Annotated in this window: 23 protein-coding genes; 12 read left to right on the forward strand and 11 right to left on the reverse strand. The window is 32.1% G+C overall.

The features are described 5' to 3' along the window. Positions 1 to 529: 529 nt before the first annotated feature. Positions 530 to 1,657, reverse strand: a complete 1,128-nt coding sequence (locus BUR17_RS16310) for a hypothetical protein (RefSeq protein WP_074231661.1) — start codon at positions 1,655 to 1,657, stop codon at positions 530 to 532. Positions 1,658 to 1,982: 325 nt separating this feature from the next. Here BUR17_RS16310 and BUR17_RS16315 point away from each other — a divergent pair, with 325 nt between their 5' ends. After that, a complete protein-coding gene (locus BUR17_RS16315; protein ID WP_074231662.1) occupies positions 1,983 to 2,657 on the forward strand; it encodes a YceI family protein in 675 nt (224 codons plus the stop codon). Between the two features lie 313 nt (positions 2,658 to 2,970). On the opposite strand, the gene BUR17_RS16320 is transcribed toward BUR17_RS16315, so the two are convergent. From BUR17_RS16320 to BUR17_RS16355, 8 genes are all read right to left on the reverse strand, one after another. Continuing rightward, positions 2,971 to 3,483: a ClbS/DfsB family four-helix bundle protein gene (locus tag BUR17_RS16320; RefSeq protein WP_074231663.1), complete on the reverse strand. Its 513-nt coding sequence runs from the start codon at positions 3,481 to 3,483 to the stop codon at positions 2,971 to 2,973. Between the two features lie 14 nt (positions 3,484 to 3,497). Beyond that, entirely contained in the window at positions 3,498 to 4,136 is a 639-nt protein-coding gene (locus BUR17_RS16325; RefSeq protein WP_074231664.1) for an ABC transporter ATP-binding protein, read from the reverse strand. Continuing rightward, entirely contained in the window at positions 4,123 to 5,034 is a 912-nt protein-coding gene (locus tag BUR17_RS16330; RefSeq protein ID WP_074231665.1) for a hypothetical protein, read from the reverse strand. The genes BUR17_RS16325 and BUR17_RS16330 overlap by 14 nt, the downstream gene beginning before the upstream one ends. 176 nt (positions 5,035 to 5,210) lie before the next feature. Further along, positions 5,211 to 5,963 carry a YwqG family protein gene (locus tag BUR17_RS16335; protein ID WP_074231666.1) on the reverse strand — a complete coding sequence of 251 codons (753 nt, stop codon included), beginning with the start codon at positions 5,961 to 5,963 and terminating at the stop codon, positions 5,211 to 5,213. 22 nt (positions 5,964 to 5,985) lie between these two features. Beyond that, a complete protein-coding gene (locus BUR17_RS16340) occupies positions 5,986 to 6,804 on the reverse strand; it encodes a DUF2314 domain-containing protein (protein ID WP_074231667.1) in 819 nt (272 codons plus the stop codon). 160 nt (positions 6,805 to 6,964) lie between these two features. Further along, complete coding sequence (locus BUR17_RS16345) at positions 6,965 to 7,879, reverse strand: tetratricopeptide repeat protein (RefSeq protein ID WP_143747609.1); 915 nt, start codon at positions 7,877 to 7,879, stop codon at positions 6,965 to 6,967. A 37-nt stretch (positions 7,880 to 7,916) separates the two neighbouring features. Beyond that, on the reverse strand, positions 7,917 to 8,189 hold the full coding sequence (locus tag BUR17_RS16350) for a hypothetical protein (protein ID WP_228418812.1): 273 nt from the start codon (positions 8,187 to 8,189) through the stop codon (positions 7,917 to 7,919). 44 nt (positions 8,190 to 8,233) lie between these two features. Further along, entirely contained in the window at positions 8,234 to 8,662 is a 429-nt protein-coding gene (locus BUR17_RS16355; RefSeq protein ID WP_066678034.1) for a DUF4268 domain-containing protein, read from the reverse strand. 152 nt (positions 8,663 to 8,814) lie between these two features. Between BUR17_RS16355 and BUR17_RS16360 the strand changes: the two genes are divergently transcribed. From BUR17_RS16360 to BUR17_RS16385, 6 genes are all read left to right on the forward strand, one after another. Beyond that, complete coding sequence (locus tag BUR17_RS16360) at positions 8,815 to 9,222, forward strand: RrF2 family transcriptional regulator (protein ID WP_074231726.1); 408 nt, start codon at positions 8,815 to 8,817, stop codon at positions 9,220 to 9,222. A gap of 86 nt (positions 9,223 to 9,308) precedes the next feature. After that, positions 9,309 to 10,001, forward strand: a complete 693-nt coding sequence (locus BUR17_RS16365; RefSeq protein WP_074231670.1) for a phosphoadenylyl-sulfate reductase — start codon at positions 9,309 to 9,311, stop codon at positions 9,999 to 10,001. A gap of 25 nt (positions 10,002 to 10,026) precedes the next feature. After that, on the forward strand, positions 10,027 to 10,935 hold the full coding sequence (cysD, locus tag BUR17_RS16370) for a sulfate adenylyltransferase subunit CysD (RefSeq protein WP_074231671.1): 909 nt from the start codon (positions 10,027 to 10,029) through the stop codon (positions 10,933 to 10,935). 136 nt (positions 10,936 to 11,071) lie between these two features. Next, entirely contained in the window at positions 11,072 to 12,313 is a 1,242-nt protein-coding gene (locus BUR17_RS16375; protein WP_074231672.1) for a sulfate adenylyltransferase subunit 1, read from the forward strand. Between the two features lie 26 nt (positions 12,314 to 12,339). After that, a complete protein-coding gene (locus tag BUR17_RS16380) occupies positions 12,340 to 13,224 on the forward strand; it encodes a sulfite exporter TauE/SafE family protein (RefSeq protein ID WP_074231673.1) in 885 nt (294 codons plus the stop codon). Positions 13,225 to 13,384: 160 nt separating this feature from the next. Then, a complete protein-coding gene (locus BUR17_RS16385) occupies positions 13,385 to 13,675 on the forward strand; it encodes a putative quinol monooxygenase (RefSeq protein WP_074231674.1) in 291 nt (96 codons plus the stop codon). A gap of 201 nt (positions 13,676 to 13,876) precedes the next feature. Here BUR17_RS16385 and BUR17_RS16390 read toward each other — a convergent pair whose 3' ends face one another. After that, complete coding sequence (locus tag BUR17_RS16390) at positions 13,877 to 15,178, reverse strand: T9SS type A sorting domain-containing protein (protein ID WP_074231675.1); 1,302 nt, start codon at positions 15,176 to 15,178, stop codon at positions 13,877 to 13,879. 201 nt (positions 15,179 to 15,379) lie between these two features. After that, positions 15,380 to 16,210 (reverse strand): T9SS type A sorting domain-containing protein, encoded by an 831-nt coding sequence (locus tag BUR17_RS16395; protein WP_074231676.1) that lies wholly within the window; start codon positions 16,208 to 16,210, stop codon positions 15,380 to 15,382. Between the two features lie 252 nt (positions 16,211 to 16,462). Here BUR17_RS16395 and BUR17_RS16400 point away from each other — a divergent pair, with 252 nt between their 5' ends. From BUR17_RS16400 to BUR17_RS16420, 5 genes are read left to right on the forward strand one after another with little or no spacing between them, the layout of a single operon-like run. After that, on the forward strand, positions 16,463 to 18,598 hold the full coding sequence (locus BUR17_RS16400; protein WP_074231677.1) for a TonB-dependent receptor plug domain-containing protein: 2,136 nt from the start codon (positions 16,463 to 16,465) through the stop codon (positions 18,596 to 18,598). 11 nt (positions 18,599 to 18,609) lie between these two features. After that, positions 18,610 to 19,695, forward strand: a complete 1,086-nt coding sequence (locus BUR17_RS16405) for an HmuY family protein (RefSeq protein ID WP_143747610.1) — start codon at positions 18,610 to 18,612, stop codon at positions 19,693 to 19,695. Positions 19,696 to 19,723: 28 nt separating this feature from the next. Then, a complete protein-coding gene (locus BUR17_RS16410; protein WP_074231679.1) occupies positions 19,724 to 20,602 on the forward strand; it encodes a heme/hemin ABC transporter substrate-binding protein in 879 nt (292 codons plus the stop codon). After that, on the forward strand, positions 20,586 to 21,626 hold the full coding sequence (locus tag BUR17_RS16415; protein WP_084550706.1) for a FecCD family ABC transporter permease: 1,041 nt from the start codon (positions 20,586 to 20,588) through the stop codon (positions 21,624 to 21,626). The genes BUR17_RS16410 and BUR17_RS16415 overlap by 17 nt, the downstream gene beginning before the upstream one ends. Continuing rightward, positions 21,626 to 22,396 carry a heme ABC transporter ATP-binding protein gene (locus tag BUR17_RS16420; protein WP_074231681.1) on the forward strand — a complete coding sequence of 257 codons (771 nt, stop codon included), beginning with the start codon at positions 21,626 to 21,628 and terminating at the stop codon, positions 22,394 to 22,396. Before BUR17_RS16415 ends, BUR17_RS16420 begins: the two co-directional genes overlap by 1 nt. The last annotated feature ends 1 nt before the right edge of the window (position 22,397 follow it).

A 22,397-nucleotide genomic window follows, 5' to 3' on the forward strand; every position in this document is an offset into this window, starting at 1 on the left:
GATATAGAAAAAGAGAAACTGTGAGGTTTCTCTTTTTTGTTTTTTACGGGAAAGAATAAAATCATTTTTTAAGTTTTACAATTTCAATTTATTATGTTCATCTTCAATCTATTTTGTCATTTTATTTTTTGCTGTGATCCAAAAGGAAAATCATATTTCATAATTTTAATCAAATGGTTATAAAAAACCAAAGCTCAAATAATATTATTGGAATGTTGGTCAATAATAAAATGTAACATCTTTTTTTATTCTCTCTTATTCTTAAAATGATAAAAGCCATATTTAAAACAGTTAAGAAAATTGAAATGCCATGAAATGCAAAGACAACCAATACTGAAAATGCCCATAAGTTATGTAATTCTCCATATCGATAAGAGTTAGTAACGATTATTTTTGGCAATATAAAAGCAACTAACAAAATAGTATAGGATATAATCGTAAAAAGTTTAATGTTATATTTTATTTCCACTGATGTTTTATTATAAATATTATTTTTTCAAAGATTATCTCTTAAAGAATAGATTGATAATTAATTTTTAAGTCTATTTGGAAATTCATCTGTTTTCGAAATCTCTTTAATTTTTTTTCTCAAAACATCGTTGAGGTTTTCATTTTTCTTTAAAATTTTCATTTGCAAAAACTTTAAAAGATCTTCATCAGATTTTGTATTGCTGAACGCTTCAATCAATCCATTTTTGCCTTTTCTTTCGATGATGAGGTCACAAAGCAAACCACCAATCACGTATTGTGGATTTGTATTTTCGTCTAGTTTGTAAAATTCAAATGGATTTGATAAATTGATTTCTTTATTTTTTTCTAAATATTCGTGTACTCTTTTGGTGTGATAAACCAGAGATTTTCCGAAATGCGCTTTTTCACCTGATAAGTAAGCTGAAATTCCTGTCAAAAGTAAGTAATTGGCATTGGGATAAGATTTATTAATGAAGTGAGTAATTTCGTGATAATGATTGGCTCCTGCATTTTCTGTTGCAAAAATAAAATTATTTTGAATTTCATAATAACCACATTCTTTAGACATTCCTTTGCTGAAAATATATTCGTAACCTAAAATATCATAAATGTTGTCACAGTCTTTTGCAATAAAATACGTGAGTTTTTCAGGTTTGAGATTGAAAGTTTCACACAATTCAGAATAAAATTTCTCTGCTTGTGAAACCTCTTCTTGGTTTAAAATATAATCTGGTCTGTAGAAATAAGTAATGTTGCTTGATGAATGAGATTTCCAGCTTTTTGTGTAGTCGAAAAGATAATTAGACAGTTTGTAATTTCCATTTTCTCTTTTAGCTAAAACATTGGCAATCGCAAAAACCGATTTGTTTTCTCCTTCAAAAATAGATTTAATAAGATAAGAATCTTCCGAAAGAGGATTTACACTTAAAATATGATTAGAAAAATTCCAATTCATTAATGACGGATTGATAACCCCTTCGATATTAAGAATATTAAAGTTTTTTAAATCTTTGGTTTCAGCAATATTCCAATATTCTTTTGAATTTGTTTTCAAATAAGACTGCCAAAGATCTACAATCGTTTTTACATCTTTATTTTCAATATTTACATTGAAGTTTGTGGTGTATGTTTGCGAATTAAAGTAGGATGTTGTATAAATAAGAAAGAACAGAATATTTTTTTTCATAAACCCAAAAATAATTTATAGAGACCTTTTAAGCCAACCAAATATAAAACAAATCCTAATTAAAATCACCTTGCAAAGAAAAATCATACTATTGAAAACTCCATCAATTCTACCAATATGATTTAACATTCAGAACAATTTCTAGGATTTAACGATTATTAAACTTCAATTTTCAAAAGTTTTTTATAATTTTAGTCTTTTCTTATCCTATGTTAATCATTAAGCCTTCAAATTTTCGGAGGTTTGCAGAGTCAAAACAATAAAATAAAAGTTTTGAGGTTTTATTGAGACAACAAACAATATTAATATTAAATACATTAAAAAAATGAAGAAAATTGGCGTAATCGCTTTGGCAAGTTTAGGTTTACTTCTTGCATCGTGTGGTGATAAAAAAGAAGCTGCAACTGCAGGTCAGGAACAAACAGTAGCTGAAAAGCAAGGTGATGTTTTCACTGTTGATGCAGCTGCATCTAAAGTAAACTGGAAAGCTTTCCACAAAGGAGGTTTTGCTCCACGTTGGGGAACTTTAGCAATTTCTACGGGAGAATTATCTGTTGCGGATAATCAATTGGCATCTGGTGAATTTGTAATCGATATGAAGTCGATCAAAGTAGATCCTGCTTCTGTAACTGAAAAAGACAAAAAATATACAGATCTTGAAGGTCACCTTAAAAATGCTGACTTCTTCGACGTAGAAAAACACCCGACTGCTGATTTCAAAATCACTAAAGTTGAAGATCTTGCTGCAGGTGCTCAAAACGCTGTAGAAGGTGCTAACAAAACGGTAAGCGGAAACCTAACTTTATTAGGTAAAACAATGAACGTGACTTTCCCTGCAAAAGTAGAAATCGTAGATAAATCTGCTACTTTGAAAGCTCAATTCACTGTAAACCGTGCTGACTGGGGAATCAAATTCGGAACTGACGAAACTGATCCAGCAGAATGGATGATCAGCAAAGATATCGAAATCGGTATCGATGTAAAAGCTGCTCAAAAATAATTCTGAACACCAATAAATTACGAAGACATCTGTAGAAATGCAGATGTCTTTTTTGTTTTTAGCCAAAATTTGATAAAAAGGTACGACCTAAGAAACTGTAGCGTTAATAAAATTTACAATAAATCCGTTAAAAAATTCCCACTGTTTGAGCATGTTCAAAATTCAGAAACGAAGCAATAATTATTGTTTCATGCGAGTTTTGGGAATTTTAGGATTGATTGTAAATTTTTAGCGGAAGGTTCCAGTCTTGAATTTTTGGTCCGTTTGCTTCAAGGCAAAAGGACATTTGTAATAAAAGCTTTTAGAAAATTATTTACTTAAAACCTTGTTCTTTCTTCCATTTCCTCAATCTCAATCTTGCATTAGAATAAGGTGAAGAAGTATTAAACTGAATCATTCTTCCTAAAGTATATTTTTCATACCAACTGGTTCCGTAAAGTTGATCATTCGATTTTGAATTGATGAGAACTAAAATTTTTTCTACAGTAGAATCAAGTTTTAATTTCAATTCACAGAAATCTTCATTTTCGTAATCTTGATAGAATTTCTGTGCAAGTTTTCCTAGTTCATTCCATTTGTATCCTGTTTCGGGAAAATCTACTATTTCATTCAATTCTTTTTTTGAATTCCATTTTAAAACCAATTCTCCCCAACCAATCAGATAAGAAAGAAGATTTTTTACTGACATTTCGGTTCCTTTTGAATGACCTTCCAAAGTTTTTACATCACTCAAGTCTTCAGGAATCGAATTGATTTCTGCCTTTAGTTTTTTATAATTCGATTCAATCGCAATGATTAATTCTTCTTTATTGGATGGGATTGCCATGAAATTATGTGTATTTAAACAAATTTGAAATGATTCAGTTTTTCAAAATCAGATTTCTCAAAAATATTGCTGATGAGTCCGTTTTCTAAAGTAACAATTCGGTCGCAAGTATGGAAAAGTGTTTCGATAATATGCGAGCTGATAATTACCATTTTATTGTTTTGTTTCAATTCACGGATGATGTCATACAATAAATGAACACCTTCAAAATCTACTCCATTAAATGGTTCGTCTAAAATATTAATAGGTTTATCGAGCATCAACATTCCGATTAAAGCCAGTTTCTTTTTCATTCCACTCGAATAATATTGTACATATTTATCTAACGGAAGTTGAAATTTTTCAGCGAGTTCTATGGTTTTCGGAAGTTTATCTTTTGAGAAATAAGAAAGATATTCTCTTCCTGTAATGTAAGGATAGAAATAATTTTCTGTTTCAAGATAAGAGATGTTTTGACGGAGAAGTTTCTGGTTTTTCCACAAAATTTCACCATTGTATTTCTGACTTTGATATAAAGATTCAAACAGTGTCGTTTTTCCGGCTCCGTTTTTCCCGAGAATGCCTAAAATAATGCCTTCTTCAATTTCTAAATTTAAATTCTGAAGAACATTTTTATCTTTAAAACTGACCGATATATTTTTAATTTCCAACATATTTGCTGATGTTTTGCTGTGCTTCTTTTGTATTTAAGCGGATCATGATCAACGCAGGAATAATGGTTATGCTGTATGCAAAATATTCTATAAACACTGCGATGCTGAAGTAATTGGCTTTTTCGTGATGATGATAAAGCTTGTATTTTCTGGTTAGAATTAATAAAAAATAGGAATTCATAAAGAAAATATAGTAAAGAAGATATAAGCTTTCATTAAAATTAAAAATTAAAAACCCGATGTAGGTAGGCGAAAGAAGCGCATTGAAAAAAACTACATTTTTATAAATTTTGTCTTTAAAATTCATCTTTTTAAAATAAACTTCAAGCATTTCTTTGTTTTCGTTATTTTCATAAACGTGGGAAAGGTAATCGAGAAGGAAGATTCCGCATAAAATTAAACTTGCTTGATGATAAGCCGAAGCAACAACGATGATGTAGGTAAGAATAAATATCCATGTGTTTTTTCGCATATAGCTTTTCCATTCAAAAAGATCATTTGATATAAAATTCCATTGCAGAGTAGGGAATGGTTTAGATTTAGGCTGTAAAAAACATAATAAAATGATTGCTACAAACGCCAGTAAACCAAATTTTTCAATCTTATAATTGATATTAGCCATCAGAAAAATCATGTAAATAAACGCAGATTCTAGAAAAATAATCAATCTCCAATTACTGATAAATGTTTTTTTCAAAAAAGGAATATCTTTTCTGTTGATATGAAAAACCAAAACCATTGAAAAATAGAGGAGCGGATAAAAAACAGTTTGCGGAAACTTGACAATCATCAATGCGCCAAAAATCAAAATAACAGGTAAACTGACTTTGGGATTGAAATTAAAAATCCTAAAACTCTGATTAAATCTAAACTGAAAATGTTGATAAATTTTATGCAATGAAATTATTTTAGCATTGAATTAGTTTGAATGGTTTAAACAAACCAACTATTCAAACCATTTTACAAGGTTTCAAAGATATAAAAATCAATTTTAAATATCACTAAATAAGGATAATTTGCAACTCAATGAAAAAAGAGAAACCCGAAAGTTTCTCTTTTAAAATTAATTTTTTCTTAGCAACAATCCCAATTAAACCATGCTTTTTCAAAACGTTTGTTTTTTAAGTCTTCCGGATTGATAAAAAAATTGGCAACACCAGAATCTCCAAACATGATTTCATCATCAGTATCAATCTGTAATAAGAGCAAATCTTGCTTAAGATTTTTGTTGCAATCTCTAATGTCTGCCTGAGTAAAATAGGCATAACCTCCTATTTTGTGCCCCGTTCCATCAATAATTTTTTCTATTTCTTCTGTTTGGTTTTTTGTAAGCGTTTCTTGAAAATCCCAATAATCTTTATCATTAAATCTCATGTCAAATCGAAAATCTTCAGAACTTCCATATTCAATTTCTTTACTGAAATCGAGTTTATGTTCACGATAAATTGGTGACTCTTCATACATTTCTTCTGTTAAAAAAGAAAAATCAGTTTGAAACTCTTCAGTGATATTGTTATGAAAAACAACTTTGTAATCATCCATATCAAACCATTCGGCAGATACAAAAAATTGCAATATTCCTTGATCAGGATAACCATCAAGAACCGGAACATCCGCAAAATTGATTTGCGTCCAAAGAACCATTGGTTTGTTTTCTTTGTCTTTAGGGTATTCCATCTCTTTTGGTAAATAAGGTTTTCCTAAAAACTTACTGTCAGAAATTTGAAGAGATTCTCTGTTTTCAAGAGGTGTGGCAGAAATTTTTATTGTTTCAAGCTTGTATTTTTCAAGCTGAGTTTTAAACTCATTGAGGAACTCTGGTATCATTTGGTATTAGTTTAAGTAGTTATTAGTTTTTTTCAAAAATAGGAATTAAATGCTCCCAATTTAGTTGTTTTGCATAATCTAAAGCAGATTTTCCTTTATTTGTTTTTAAATTTTTATCTGCTCCGGCTTCGAGCAGTACTTCTACAGAACTTAAATTTCCGGCAATTGTCTCTCGATGAAGGAGTGTAAACCCGTTTTCATCAATATTGGTCAGTTCGTGTGGATATTCTTCAAGAAATTTTACAAAATCTTCCTTCATATTTTTGCTCATCGGATGTTCGATGAGGTTTTCAGGCTTTTCTTTTTGCTCGTTAACGACTTCAATATCATTAAAATCTCCAAAATCAAGTTGCCACGCATCATCATGATCTCTTCTTTCAGATTCAGACATATCTCCACGCATTTTCTGAATGGTAAATCCGCCATAAGCTTTGGGAATAGGCTCTGAAGATGAAGAAAATAATTTTGAAAGTCCTTTTGCTTTTTTCTGCATCGGAGTAATGGCAAAAAGCCAGTCACTGATTTCGTTTAACGGGATTTCAAAATAATCTCCGGGTTGTATTGTGGTCAAATCATTGGGTTCGTTGATGAGATATCCGCTAACTGTGTCGCCATCAAAATTGATGTCATTCATCCACATATGTTCTACGATTTGGTCTCCATCGGAATTTACTTCAGAGAAAGAAGCTTTTACACAGGCAAGATTTAATCCAGGGATGATTCTTCTGTATTCCCAAGATTGCTCTCGCCAGAAATATTTAAAAGTTTCCTGCGCATTCTTGTACGCTTCAATCATTTTGGGGTCTCTTCCGTCCGTAAAAATAAACGAGTTATTTTCCATTGTATTTTAAAAATTTTGTGATTTAATTTTAAAAAATATCATTACATATTCTGCCGAAAAGCCGATGAATAAATATGTAATGATATATTTGGTGTAACTAAAATACGGAAAATATTTAAACAAGAGTTTAAATTATCTCATGTTTAAAGAAATTTAACAGTTATAAATTTTCCAAATCTTTTAAAAGATTTACAGGATTGTATTCATAACCTTCTGGAAGTTCTGAATTGTTGTTAAGAAAATACTCAAAATATAAAGGCGGCAAACCTACAGACTTTCTTCTTTTGTCAAGATTTTTTATGTCATAATATGTTTGATTCACACTTGCTCTTCCAATTCCTCCCATTTTATAAATTGCAGGAGCATGATGATTATTTTTAGTAGCGTATAGTTCTTCAAAATCAACAAAAAAATCTTTGTTAATATTGTCTTTTTTTAATTCGTTCTCTAAATAAGGTTTAAAAAAATCCCAAACAAATTTTTGTTCATCTGTATATCCTCTGTGATGCCACAATAAAACCCAAGCACGAGACTCCCAACCATATTTTTTAGTAAGTTCCATTAACCTGGTAATATTTGTAGAATCTGTTTTTTCAGCTAATTTGCCAAAAACTTTATCCTCTTTTCTTATAAGCTGATCCGTAGCAATAAGGTTTTGAATCTCCATATAAGCTGCAGGATTTTTAAGCTCCCTGTAATATTGATTTTCCAAATCATCATATTGAGCTAAAACTTCCTTCATTTCTTTAGAATCTTTATAAGGAATTAAACTTTTAAAGTTTTTGATAAAATCTAATGGAGCTAATTGTTTGGTAATACTTTGGGTAAGTAATTCTTTGGCTGTTTTATTATTTTTAAGTTTAAAAGCAATTGCTGCAGCTTCTAAATAAGCATCACTATTTGGTGTTTTTGAATTTATTTTAAATGCTTCCAAATAATGGTCTAAAGCTTTCTGATCTTCTTTTTGATGGGCATAATATTCTGCCAAATAGATTTGTTTTTGTGATTTAAAAACATTTTGTGCTGATGCTAAAGGAAATACCAATAGAATTAGGAATAAGATAATTTTTTTCATCATGTGTTTTTGTGTTGTTAATATGCTAAAGTTTTGTCTAAATTTTTCTTTTATTTCCACATTTGGGACAAAATGTAGCTGTTTCAGTTCTGTATGGTTTCCCACAATTTTCACAATCAGGACCATACATATCTATAAAATGATGCATAATTGCATTGTGATTTGTTTCTTCATAACCTGTTATCTCTTTATAATAATCTAACAGTTTTTTGAAATTTTCCGAAAGTGGAGTTTTTGCTTGTTTTTTTATTTCCTGAAAGCCTTCTGCTAATAACTTTGATGCAATTTTACCTTCCTCGGAATCTAACATGGGAACATCCATTTTGCATCTCCAACAATATCTTATTTTCATAACTAAACATCCTTTATAAAATCTTCATACTCATAATAAAACCTTTCAAAGCCATCCATTTTTTCAACAAAAAACTCAAAAGCTTCTTGCCATGTATTTTTATTGAAAACAGAAATTCCTTCTTTTTCAACCCAGATTCTGCTGATAACTTTTCCGTTTTCTAAAGTATAAAATTCTTCTTTATGAAAATCACCAACAAAATCTTTAAGAATATCTTCAAGTGACCAGATTTTATTGTAATAGGCATCTCTGAAAACTTCATCTTTCATTTCGATATCTAAAGAAACTTCCGCTTTCTTCTTATCTGCATAAAATTTAAATGAAAAATCCTTGATTTTGGTATTATATAAAAGCCATTTTCTCGGAAACGATTTTCCGAAAGCCGTCCAAAATTCTTTTTTTAATTGCTGTGCTTCTTCTTTACTGAACATGAGGCAAATTTAGGTAAAAAGTGAAAAGAGCCAAGTAAAAAGTAGAAAGAAACAAATGAAAAAAAATGTGTAAAAAAAGTTTTTGGAGTCACCCTTTTTACTTTTAGCTTTTGCCTTGGCTCTTCAATATTTTTTTTCCTATTTTTGCTGTAATGCTGTCAAAAAAATCTCAATATGCTTTTAAGGCGCTTTCATATCTTGTAGAAAAGAGAAATGAAGGCCCGATTCTTATTTCTGAAATTGCAGAAAACAAGAAAATTCCGTTGAAATTTCTTGAAAACATTTTGCTTGAACTAAAAAAAGCGGACATCCTCGATAGTAAAAAGGGAAAAGGGGGCGGATATTTTTTTAAAGAAAATCCTCAAAATGTAAATTTGGCAAAAATCATTCGTTTGGTCAATGGTCCTATTGCTATGCTTCCTTGTGTAAGTCTTAATTTTTATGAAAAATGTGCTGATTGTAACGAAGATCACTGCAGTTTGCACGATGTTTTAATTGAAGTAAGAGATGCTTCGCTTAAAATTTTAGAGAAAAAAACTCTTTTAGATTTAATAGATTAATTAAATCATAATTTTAATTTTATAAGTCTACTTATTTGGTGGGATAATATTTTTGTTCGATATTTGCTGGTATCAAACAGAAAATTATGTTTTCAAAAGAGGATATAGACACTTTGCAGCAGCTTACTTTGGAGGAAGGATTACAGTATATTTCCTCTAAATTTTCAGATGGGGTTGTTTTCTCAACCTCACTTGGTCAGGAGGATCAGGTTATCACAGATGCTATTTTCAAAAATAATTTACCTATAAAAGTTTTCACCTTAGATACAGGAAGACTTTTCTATGAGCATTACGATTTGCTTTCAAAAAATAATTCGCGCTATCAAAAGAAAACTGAAGTTTATTTTCCCGAAGCTTCTGACGTTGAAAAATATTTGATTGAAAAAGGAGTGAACGGTTTTTATTATTCTGTTGAAAACAGGAAAGAATGTTGCTTCATCCGAAAGGTAAAACCCTTAAATCGTGCCTTGGAAAATGCCAAAGTATGGATTACCGGTTTGCGCTCAGAACAATCTGAAAATCGTGAAAATATGCCGATCCTGGAGTGGGATGAAGAACGGAAATTATACAAATACAATCCTTTAATTAACTGGAATTATCAGGATGTTCTGGATTATTTAGAACAAAATAAAGTTCAGGAGTTGTCTTTACATAAAAAAGGTTTCATCAGTGTTGGTTGTCAACCTTGTACAAGAGCCATCGAAGAAGGTGAAAATCCGAGAGCCGGAAGATGGTGGTGGGAAACTTCACAAAAAGAATGCGGTCTGCATTCACATTAATTTTAATTTAATCTTTCAAATAATAATGAGTGACTACAAACTAAATTATCTCGAACAATTGGAAGCTGAAAGCATTTACATTATGCGTGAAATTGCGGCTCAGTTTGAAAAACCTGCTTTGCTTTTCAGTGGCGGAAAAGATTCAATCACTTTGGTTCATCTGGCGAAAAAGGCTTTTGCTCCGATGAAAATTCCTTTTCCTTTTGTGCATATCGATACGGGACACAATTTTCCGGAAGCATTGCAGTTCAGGGATTATTTTGCTGAAAGTCTTGGTGCAGAACTGATTGTACGAAAAGTAGAAGACACGATTAAAGCTAAAAAATTAACTGAACCAAAAGGAAAATTTGCTTCTAGAAACTGGTTACAAACCCATACTTTATTAGACACGATTGAAGAATTTCAATTTGATGCTTGTATTGGCGGAGCGAGAAGAGATGAGGAAAAAGCAAGAGCAAAGGAGAGATTTTTCTCTGTCCGTGATGAATTCGGACAATGGGATCCGAAATTACAGCGTCCTGAATTATGGAATATCTACAACGGAAGAATCAACAAAGGCGAAAATGTAAGAGTTTTCCCGATTTCAAACTGGACGGAACTTGATGTCTGGAATTATATCAAAAAAGAAAATATTCAGCTTCCATCGATTTATTTTGCTCACCATCGTGATGTGATTGAATATGAGGGTCAATTAATTGCGGTTTCAGATTTTATTCAAATCGATGAAAATGACAAGATTCAAAATAAAAAAGTGCGTTACAGAACCGTTGGAGATATGACTTGCACTGCTGCAGTTGAAAGTTCAGCTGAAACTTTGGATCAGGTTGTAAACGAAATTACCTCTTCCCGAATTTCCGAACGTGGCGAAACCCGAATCGATGATAAAGTAACGGAAGCCGCAATGGAAGACAGAAAAAAAGGAGGATACTTTTAGATAGGTAATGAGCAATGAATAATAAGCAATGCCAAAAAACTGCATATTTTACTCTATGCTTATCATTAAGATATTCAAAAAATGAACGGTGTAAAAAATTACCCATTACCAATTACTCATTATTAATAAAATAAACGTGGACATATTAAGATTTATAACAGCAGGAAGTGTAGATGACGGCAAAAGCACGCTAATCGGAAGACTTCTCTACGACAGCAAAAATATATTGATTGACCAGCTTGAAGCACTGGAAAAACAATCAAAAAATAAAAACGAAAATGGAGTAGACCTTGCAATTCTGACAGACGGATTAAGAGCCGAAAGAGAACAGGGAATCACCATTGATGTAGCGTACCGATATTTTTCGACCCCGAAAAGAAAATTCATTATTGCCGATGCACCGGGACATATTCAGTACACCAGAAATATGATTACGGGAGCTTCCAACTCTCAGTTGATCGTGATCTTAATTGATGCAAGACAAGGAGTAATTGAACAAACCAGAAGACATTCCATCATTGCTTCATTATTAAAAATGAAAAATGTGGTAGTTGCTATTAATAAAATGGATTTGGTAGATTATTCTGAAGAAGTTTTCAATGATATTAAAGCTCAATACGAATTGGTTGCTAAAAAACTGAAGCTGGAAAACGTCAATTATTTTCCGATTTCGGCTTTTAACGGCGATAATATTGTTTCAAAATCTGAGAAAACGGATTGGTATGAAGGTTCAACGCTTTTAGATTTCTTAGAAAGTGTAGAAATTAATGAAAACCAGGAAAATGAAAATCCAAGATTTCAGGTACAGTATGTCATTCGTCCGCAAACTGATGAACTGCATGATTACAGAGGGTATGCTGGAGAAGTGATTTCAGGAATTTATCAGAAAGGAGATGAAATTACGGTACTTCCACAAAATATTCAGACCAAAATTTCAAAAATTGAAACCGGAGGAAAAGAAGTAGATTTTGTATTTACCAATCAGCCTGCCGTAATTCATATTGAAGATGATATCGACATCAGTCGTGGTGATTTTTTAGTAAAAACCAATCAACAGCCGAAAGTTGAAAATGAATTGGAAGCTGTAGTTTGCTGGCTCGACAAAAAAGAATTGAATGAGGGAAATAAGTATTTCATTCAGCATAAAAGCAAGACTTTGAAAGCCATCATCAAAGAAATTGAATATAAAATTGATGTTAATACTTTAGAACAAACTCCAATTATTGAAAGTGTAAAACTAAATGAAGTGGTAAAAGTAAGATTGAAAACAGCTTCGCCTTTGGTTTTTGACAGTTTTGAAGACAGCAAATCAACCGGAAATGCGATTCTTATTGATGAGACCAGCAATTCTACCGTTGGAGCGGTGATGATTTTATAAGTTTTTGATTTAAAACACTTGATGATATGGTAATTTCACAAAAAATTCAGTTCAGGCTCAATGTACTTTTTATTACGGTTGCTGTTTTGGCAATCACATTTCTGTCACTGTACAGTTTAGGATATTTAGATGAACTTGAAATTATTCTTGCCAAAGACAATTACATTTTTTATTGGATGCTTTTGGTAGGAGTTTTTGCTGAAGTTGTCGCCGGATCAATGGGAATGGGATATGGCGTGATTTGCACCACAACACTTTTATTTCTGGGAATTCCTCCGCATGCAGTAAGTGCAAGTATTCATTCTGCTGAAAGTTTTACAACGGCAGCCGGAAGTATCAGTCACATTAAACTTAAAAATGTAAGTAAAAGTCTGGTGAAGAAACTGGCTATTCCTGCAATTATTGGAGCAATTATCGGAGCCGTTTCGCTGACTTATCTGGGCGAATATTATTCGAAAATTACAAAAACGGTGATTTCTTTCTACACTTTGTATCTTGGAATTCAGATTTTATCAAATGCTTTTAAACCTAAACAGAATAGAGCTTTAAAGAAAAAGACAAACCTTACCCGATTGGGAGTTATCGGTGGTTTCATCGATTCTTTTGCTGGTGGAGGATGGGGACCTTTGGTGACCGGAACTTTGATTAAGAATGCTTTTACCCCAAGATTTGCAGTGGGAAGCTCTACGGTTGCAAAATTTATCCTGACTGTAACTGCTGCAGTGACTTTCTTTTTAACTTTAGGAATTCAGCACTGGAATATTATTTTAGGACTTTTAATTGGCGGAATTATTACTGCGCCATTTTCTGCAATGCTCACCGCAAAACTTCCTGTAAAAAATATGTTTATTATTATAGGAACTTTGGTCATTGTGATGAGCTCGATTACGATTTATAAATCTGTTTTTTAGTTTCGGGATAAGAGATACGGGATGTGTGTTTCGGGATTCAGTTTGGAATGTTCTTTAAAGATGATTTTAGATAATAGAGATGTTTTTTGTGAAAAATTTAGCAGAATTTGAATTCAATTAAAATCAAAAATAATTTACATTTACAGCCTAAAAATAATACATGAATTTACATATCGTTGCTCTTTTCAGATTTAAAGAAAATAATTTGATGGAAGCTGTAGAACTGTTTCAGACCTTGGTAAGAGAGACCAGAAAAGAAGATGGATGTCTGCAATATGATTTAATTGAAGATAAAGATAATAAAGGTACTTTTTTCCTGATTGAATTATGGGAAAGTGTAGAGCATCATAACCAACACAACGGAGCAGATCATCTAATGGATTTCAGAAAAAACGCATCTAAAATACTTGAAGAAACAGCACAGGTTTATAAAGGGTTTAAGATTTATTAATTTTGCTAGAAGCTAGAAGCTAGAAGCTAGAAGCTAGAAAAGTCAAAAGGCAGTTTCATCATTCTTGAAACTGCCTTTTTATTAGAAAAAATAGAAAGTATTAATTTTGTGGTGAACGGTCAATTAGCTTCGCTGTCAATGGTGAATTTAAAGTTGACTATTGACAATTCACTGCGAAGCAAATTCACTTCTTTACTCCTCTTATTTTACAATAAGTTTTTTTGTTTCCGTTTTTCCACCGTAAGTAATTTTTACGAGGTAATTTCCGGATGCAAGATGAGATAGATTAAGATCTTGCTTGTAGAAACCAGCTTGATTGCTTAGTTCTGCATTGTAAACTCTTTTACCGGTAAGATCATAAACTTCAACGCTTCCTTTGTTGTTATCTTTTTCTTTTACATCAAATAAAACCGTTACTTTTTTGTCAGCCGTTGTAGGGTTTGGATAAATACCGAAAGAAGCTTTTTTGCTAACTTCTGTAATCCCTAAAGTGGTAGTAATATTTTTGTATTTGAAGTACATATTTCCTGTAGAGCTTCCATCATTTGAAATAAAGTACATTCTGTAATAATCATTGCCTTGTTTTACATAATAAACGACATCAGAATAAGGTAATCCAATGGTAGGTTTCCAATAATGTCCAATGGTAGTTATATTACTAGAGAATGCTGTTGAAGCTGGTAAATTAGCTGTTGTTGTAGCTTGAGTTTCCGGTTGCACTTTTGCTACGGTAACATTAGGACTTTGAATAACACCAGACAATCTGTATTTCATTGTTTGTGGATTCCCTTGTTGATCAACGTATGGATAATCGTTCCAATATCTTGTAAACATCATATCCCAGTTAGCTTTTGGTGGTTCAAGATTTGCAACTTTATCTCCTGTCGCAAAAGAGAAATAGTTGAAAAAGGCATCATCAGTACCGTTTGCAATAGTTTTTGTTTGTGTAGCATCCCAAGATGAAGTGGCAGCATTCCATTTTGCATATTTAAAAGTGTAGCCGCCAAAGAAATCTTCTATCATAAATTTATAGAAAACATCTGAAGGATATTTTAAAATGAAAATAACGCTTCCTACCACATGATGATTTGAAGGATTGTATTCTCCCCATCCATAAGTGGCAGAACCTTGTTCAAAAGCTCCTTCCTGAATAGTATTTGTATTGTCTAGATTGTATAATGGTGCTCCGTAAGTAGAAACATTATTCGTTGTGATAGAGTTCCAGTTGCTTGCATTATTTGAAGCTTGGTATACTTCTACATTTTGGGCATCATTCATTCTGGTTCCAAATCCATACGTAGAGTTTCTATAGAAAGCAATATCCCAAGAATTTGCTGTTTGAGATACAATATTGTTTGCGCTAAAATCAAAGAACACTCTGTTTTGATACGAAGGTCCCATTGTAAGGTTTACCGTAGTATATCCGTTTGCATCTGTCTGAGCCAATACAGTTTGCTGAACCGATAAAGCAAAAAGTGACGCCAAAAATAGTTTTGTTTTCATAACCTTGTTCCTTATTTAGAATTATTCTACAAAACTATATAATTATTTTTAATAATTCTAAATAAAAACATGATATTTATCTTGTTTTTAAATTTTTAAAATTAGTAATTATATGTAATGTGTTGTATTTCATTTATTTAAAATAAAAAAAAAGTTGGTTACGTGACGCAACCAACTTTTTAGAAAGATATTTTAAATCAATTATTTTTTGATAAATTTTGATTTAACAGCGCTACCATCTTTAGTTTCTATCAAAACATAATAAACACCGGTTTGAAGAGTATTGATGCTAAAACTATTATCATTTACTTTTCCAGAAGCTACATTTTGTCCAGTGGCAGAATAAATATTTACATTTTTGATTTCTGTTTTACCAACAAACTTTAATGCTGTATTATTTGAATTTACAGCGAAATTAATATCGTTATTTTTAAACGCATCTGATACAGCTAAGTTAGCAGCTGTATTATATTTTATGTTATCTACAGAAAGTACAGCATGCGACGATGTAGATCCTGGGAATAACGGTTGTGGATTACGATATCTAAATACGATATATTGTTTAGACGATGCAGGTACTGTAAATGGAGTTACTGTAGGCGTATTTGTCGTAGAAAAAGTGTATGTCTGAAGCAATTGGTATGAAGCAGGAACACCGCTGTTTGCAGCAAGACTTTCAGGATTGTCGATTAATCCTACTTCTAATGTAGCATATCCTTCCAAACGATTTGCTGTAAAACTTAACTGTTTCGTACCATCCGGTGCTACGATCTGTGGAGAAATTAAAAAAACGTCTGCTGCCAATGAACCTGCAGAATAAAAATTTACATATTTATTCCCATTAGCTTGATCAACATATATATTATGCGGTGAAGTTTGATTCACTTTTTTTGTCCAGCCACTTACAAGGTTGTTGTAGTTTGCAGGAGTTGAAATAACTGCGCTCTCAAAATTCTCATCAAGTGTAGATAATTGTGCATTAACAGTAATAGCTGAAAATGCTAATCCTGTAAAGAGTAATTTTAATTTCATTTTTTCTATTATTTTAAATATGGTGCAAAATTAACAATTAGTTTTTAATTATTCTAAATAAAATATGATTTTTATCTTGTTTTTAATTAAAATTTGAGTTAAATAAATATCTAAAAAACTACTTTTCAGATGTTTGTTATCATTATCAAACTTTACTTATCATTATTAACCTATAAAATATCATCTCATAAAATATCAATTATTTTTACTTATTCTAAATAAAGCACTATATTTGTCGAAAATTTTGAGTTTATGAAGAAGAAGGTGTTTTCAGTGGTGTCATTATCTGCAATTTTTTGGATAAATGCACAGGAAAAAGATTCTCTAAATCAGAAAAAAATAGAAGAAGTTGTCATTACCGGACAATATATGCAACAATCAATCAACAAATCAATTTATAAAGTTGAGGTGATTGACGCACAGCAAATTAAAAATATGGCTGTGACGAATGTTGCGGAAGTTCTTAATCAAAATCTAAACATTTTAATAGAACCAAGTAGGGGCTCAGGAAATTCTAATGCAAATATTATGGGATTGAGTGGTGCTTACACAAAAATCCTTATTGATAATATTCCCGTAGTAACTGACGAAGGAATGGGGAATTTGGTAGACCTTACCAAATTGAATGTGAATAATGTTGAAAGAATTGAGGTCGTAAAAGGCTCAATGGGAGTAGAATATGGTAATAATGCAGTAGCTGGAGTTATCAATATTATTACAAAGAAAAATTACGCAAAGAAATTTACTGCAATTGCATCTCTTCAGGAAGAAACTGTTGGTAAAGATTATGATTGGTTTAAAAAAGGAAATGGTCGTCATATTCAATCTTTAAATTTAGGATATCGAATTAATGATAACTGGTCGGTAACTGCAGATGTTAACCATAATGATTTCCAGGGATATAAAGGTCTTTTAAATGGCTATAAATATTTCAGTGAAAGCAATGACGGGAAAAGAGGTTATGACTGGCAACCCAAAGACATGGTTACAGCAAATGGAGCTGTAAGATATAGCAAAGGAAACACAAGTTTATTTTATAAATTAAATTTCCTTTCAGAAAAAATAAATTATTATAACCCTTTAGTCATTGAAGATTATCTTGGGGAGGGAAATAGAACATATACTTCGGAAGATATTGACTACAATACTAAAAGGTGGATTCATCAATTTAATATTCAAACTAAAATAGGTAGAATCAATTATCATGGAGATTTCTCTTACCAAAGCCAGGAAAGAAAATCTCAGGATTATATTTATGATGTTCCTAACAGACAAGAGGTTTCCAGACAACCGGAAAAAACTTTTTATAAATCTGATGTACTGTATTCAAGAGGGATGTTCAGTAACTTTTTAGATAATGAAAAAATCAATTTCCAATTAGGTTACGAATTAGACAGAACAAAAGGCTTTGCAGATGCTACAACATTTGAAAGTAATAATAATGGAATCAATATTGAAAGAACTATTTTCAATTATGCCAATTTTATTTCTGCTGAATGGAATATAAATGATTGGTTATCACTACGTCCTGGAGTACGTATGGCTTTAAGCGATAAATTTGATTCTCAATATAATTATTCCGCAACAGCAAGATTCAAAACTTCAGAAAAATCAGATCTTCGTGCAGTTTTTGGTTCGGCAAACAGGTTCCCAACATACGACGAGCTATATACTTATGTAGTTGATAATAATCACGATATTAGAGGTAACGAAAATCTTACACCGGAAACAGGATATTCTGCAAGTTTATTTTGGGATTATGCATTGACAAACTCAAACAATTGGAAATTCAATTTCAGTCTTTCAGGAATGTATCTTGATGTGAAGAATAGAATTGAAGATGTCGTTATTAATAACAGCCCTTTACAAATTACTTATCTGAATGTAAATAATTACAGATCATTATTATTTGGTGGAGGTGTTAATGTAAGAAAAGGTGATTTAACATTGAATGCAGGAGTTTCAATGATAGGGATTTCTCAGGCTTTAAATTCAGGAAATCTGACATCTCCAGACGACTATAATTATTATGCAGAAGCAAATTTTGCAGCCAATTATACGCTTTCAAGTAGCAAAACATTATTTGCTCTTTATTACAAATATTCAGGTGAACAAAGAAAATATACATTGAGAACTGATGCTCAAAATCCGCAAGATCCAGGACAATATGTTTTAGGAGAAATCGGAGGATTTAATATGCTTAATTTCACTGTGAGTCAACCTTTCTTTAACAATCATTTCGAAGTTAGTTTAGGTATTAAAAACATTTTTGATGTGACAAGCGTAAGAAATACGGTACAAGCAGGTAATTCTCACAACGGACCTGCAGATCAACAGAACCTTTTCTATGGTAGAAGTTATTTTGCCAGATTAAATTATAATTTTTAATAAGAATTAAAATGAAAAAAATACTATTTTGCCTATTAATTGGTACTTCTTTTATTTCTCAGTCTTGTATTAACGACAACGAAGATCCGGTTTTGGTTACTAAATCAGATGGTGCAAGAGTTGATCCTGATGTAGGAGGACCTACGCAGCCCAATCAGGTATGGTTTGACTTAGGAACAGAAACAGAAATTCTTACCAAAAGATCCAATTGGGATTTAGGGTTTTATACTGGAAACGAATTTAAAGTAATTTTAAATTCTTCAATTATGATGGCTGCCGGAAAAATCGCCGGTGCTACCAATATTGATTTGGTAACTGAAGCAAGTGTGGCGACTCTTAAAACTCAGGTACAGGTTGCAAATTTCAATCCTTCAAATATTAATTATATCGATGATGTAAATGGTAATATTCCTTCAGGTTATACAGCCATAGAAGAAATTAAAGCTAATGATTCTGATAATGCGGTTTATCTTGTAAATATGGGTAAAGAAGTTTTTACAGGTTCGGTACCAATTGGATCAGTAGTAACAGGAGGAGATGATAGAGGTTGGATGAAAGTGCAGGTAGTGAGATCAGGAACAGGATATAAAGTAAAATACGCAGAGCTAAATTCTACTACACACAAAGAGTTATTTTTAACTAAAAATAGTACCTATAATTATAATTTCGTTAGTTTAAAAAATAATTCAGAGGTTTCTATTCAACCGGAGAAAAAGAGATGGGATATCTGTTTTACGGTTTTCACTAACACAATTACTGGAGCGGGAAGTTATATTTATGCAGATTTTGTAACATTGAATAATGTTGGTGGTGCAGCAGCTTATGAAGTAATTGTTCCTTCAACATCATCGGGAGTTGAAGCTTATACAAACTTTAAAACATCTGATATCGATCACTCTAAATTTATCACCAATGATCAGCGTGTAATTGGTTCAAATTGGAGAAATCCTGTAGGTGCAAATGGTTTAGAAGTTTACGGTGACCGTTTTTACGTGGTAAAAGATGCAGAAGGCTATTTCTTTAAACTAAGATTTACAAGAATTACCAATACAGCAGGAGAAAGAGGAAGACCTCAGTTTGAGTACAAACCTTTATAATTCAAAAATAAATCAGATAAAAATAAAAATGAAAAAATTCATCCTTGCCGCTTCTGTTTTAATGGCAGTATATTCTTGCAAAAAAGAAGTGCAAAAGCCTACAGAAAACGGAAATGAACTTGTTGCAGAAGCTCCAAAATCAAACAATAAAATTGTAACTTTAAACGGTGGAATTACTGAAATTGTTGCCGCTTTAGGTCACGAAAAAGAAATTGTAGCAACAGATGTTACCAGTACGTATCCTGAATCTTTAAAGAAATCTTCAGAAAATTTAGGTCATGTAAGATCAATTACCATTGAGCCAATCATGGCGGTTTCGCCTACATTGATTTTAGGATCAGATAAAGATATCAACCCAGAATTGATGGGTAAAATAAAAGCTTCAGGAATCAAAACTGAAACTTTCAAGCAGGAATATACAGTAGAAGGAACCAAAAAATTAATTGCTGATGTTGCAAAAGCAATAGGAAACACAGATTATCAGAAATTAAATGATAAAATTGATGCCGATTTAAAACAAGTTCAGCCTATCGCTAAAAAACCTAAAGTATTATTCATCTACGCAAGAGGAAATATGATGATGGTTGCTGGTAAAAATACACCAATGGCGGCCTTAATTAATTTGGCAGGAGGAGAAAATGCTGTGAATGATTTTGAAGATTTCAAACCTTTAACTCCGGAAGCGGTGGTAAAAGCAAATCCTGATTTATTGTTCTTCTTCTCAAGCGGATTACAGAGTTCAGGTGGAAACGAGGGTGCTTTAAAAATGCCGGGTGTTTCTCAAACCAATGCGGGTAAAAACAAAAAAATTATCGCAATGGATGGTGGTTTAGTTTCAGGTTTCGGTCCTAGACTGGGCGAGGCTGCGGTTTCATTAAATAAACTTTTAGTTGAAAGCACAAAGTAAATTATACTTTTACATGATATTAAGTACCATACTGCTCGTTTTTATAGCAGTATGGTCTTTGAATACAGGGGTTTATGATTTCGGTGATAGATCTGCGTTTGAAGTTTTATGGAAAGTAATCGTAGGAGATTCTGACTTGTCTTTAAGTGATAAATATATTGTTTGGGATGTGAGAGCATCCAGAATTGTGATGGCAATCATTATCGGAAGTATGCTTTCGGTTTCAGGGACAAGTTTGCAGGGGTTATTCAGAAATCCTTTAGCAACCGGAGATTTAATAGGATTGACGGCAGGAGCTACATTAATGGCGGCAATTACAATTGTTTTAGGAGGGCATTTCAGAGAATATCTTCCTGAGGCAGTACAATTTTCCCTTGTGGGGATTGCGGCTTTTATTGGTTCTCTTCTTGCCATGTTGCTGGTTTACAAAATCTCTACAAGCGGAGGGAAAACCAATGTGGTTATGATGCTTTTATCGGGCGTTGCCATTTCTGCGATCGGTTTTTCTATTACAGGGTTTCTGATCTATATTTCAAAAGATGAGCAATTGCGAGATCTAACCTTCTGGAATATGGGAAGTTTAGCCGCAGCAACTTGGACGAAGAATATTATTTTAGCGGTGATCTCAATTATTTCTTACACTATTCTTTTACCTAAAGGAAAGGCTTTAAATGCGATGATGTTAGGCGAAAAAGATGCACAGCATTTAGGAATTAATGTAGAAAGATTAAAAAAACAAATTGTTATCATTGTTTCATTAATGGTGGGAAGTTGCGTGGCTTTTTCCGGAACAATTGGTTTTGTAGGATTAATTGTACCTTATATTTTAAGGCTTTTATTTAAATCTAATTACAGTTTTATCTTGCCATTATCTGCCATTTTTGGGAGTGTTTTATTACTTACAGCAGATACAGTAAGCAGGAGTGTAGTAGAACCATCAGAATTACCCATCGGAATTTTAACGGCAATGATGGGAGCACCTATTTTCATTGCTATTTTGTTGAAATTTAAAAAGTCAGTATAATGATAAAAGCTCAGCAAATAAGTTATAAACATAAAGAATTTCATATTCTAAATGATGTGGATGTTTCTTTGGGCTTTGGCGAATTTTTAGCAATCGTTGGTCCAAACGGAGCGGGGAAATCAAGTCTACTGAGTGTTTTGGCAAATGAAGTGAAAACTAATCATCAAATCTTATTTAAAGATAAAAATATCAGAGACTGGAAAGTTGCCGAACTTTCCAAACATAAAGCTAAATTTTCTCAGCACAACTCCAACGATATTCCTTTGGAAGTAAAAGATGTTGTGATGATGGGACGTTACCCGTATTTCGATGCTCAACCCAAAAAGGAAGATCATGAAGCGATGAACAAAATGATGTATGAAACCGATGTTTATCATTTGAAAGACAGAGAATACAATACTTTATCGGGTGGAGAAAAACAAAGGGTGCATTTATCGAGAGTTTTAGCTCAATTGAATAATGAGATCACTCAAAAATTAGTTTTTTTGGATGAGCCTCTGAATAATTTAGATATAAAACATCAGTATAAAGCTTTAGAGATCATTAAAAATTTCACAAAGCATGAAAATTCTGCAGTGGTTGTGTTGCACGATTTGAATCTTGCCGCTCAGTACGCAGATAAAATTTTATTGATGAAATCAGGACAGGTTGCAGCATATGGTACTCCGGAAGAAGTTTTTACGGTCGAAAATATCAGCGAAGCTTACAATTTTCCATGTACTATCTGCGATCATCCGATTACTAATAACCCAATGATTATTTTCGGATAAT

This window comes from Chryseobacterium scophthalmum (assembly GCF_900143185.1).
In the GTDB taxonomy this organism is placed as follows: Bacteria; Bacteroidota; Bacteroidia; order Flavobacteriales; family Weeksellaceae; genus Chryseobacterium; species Chryseobacterium scophthalmum.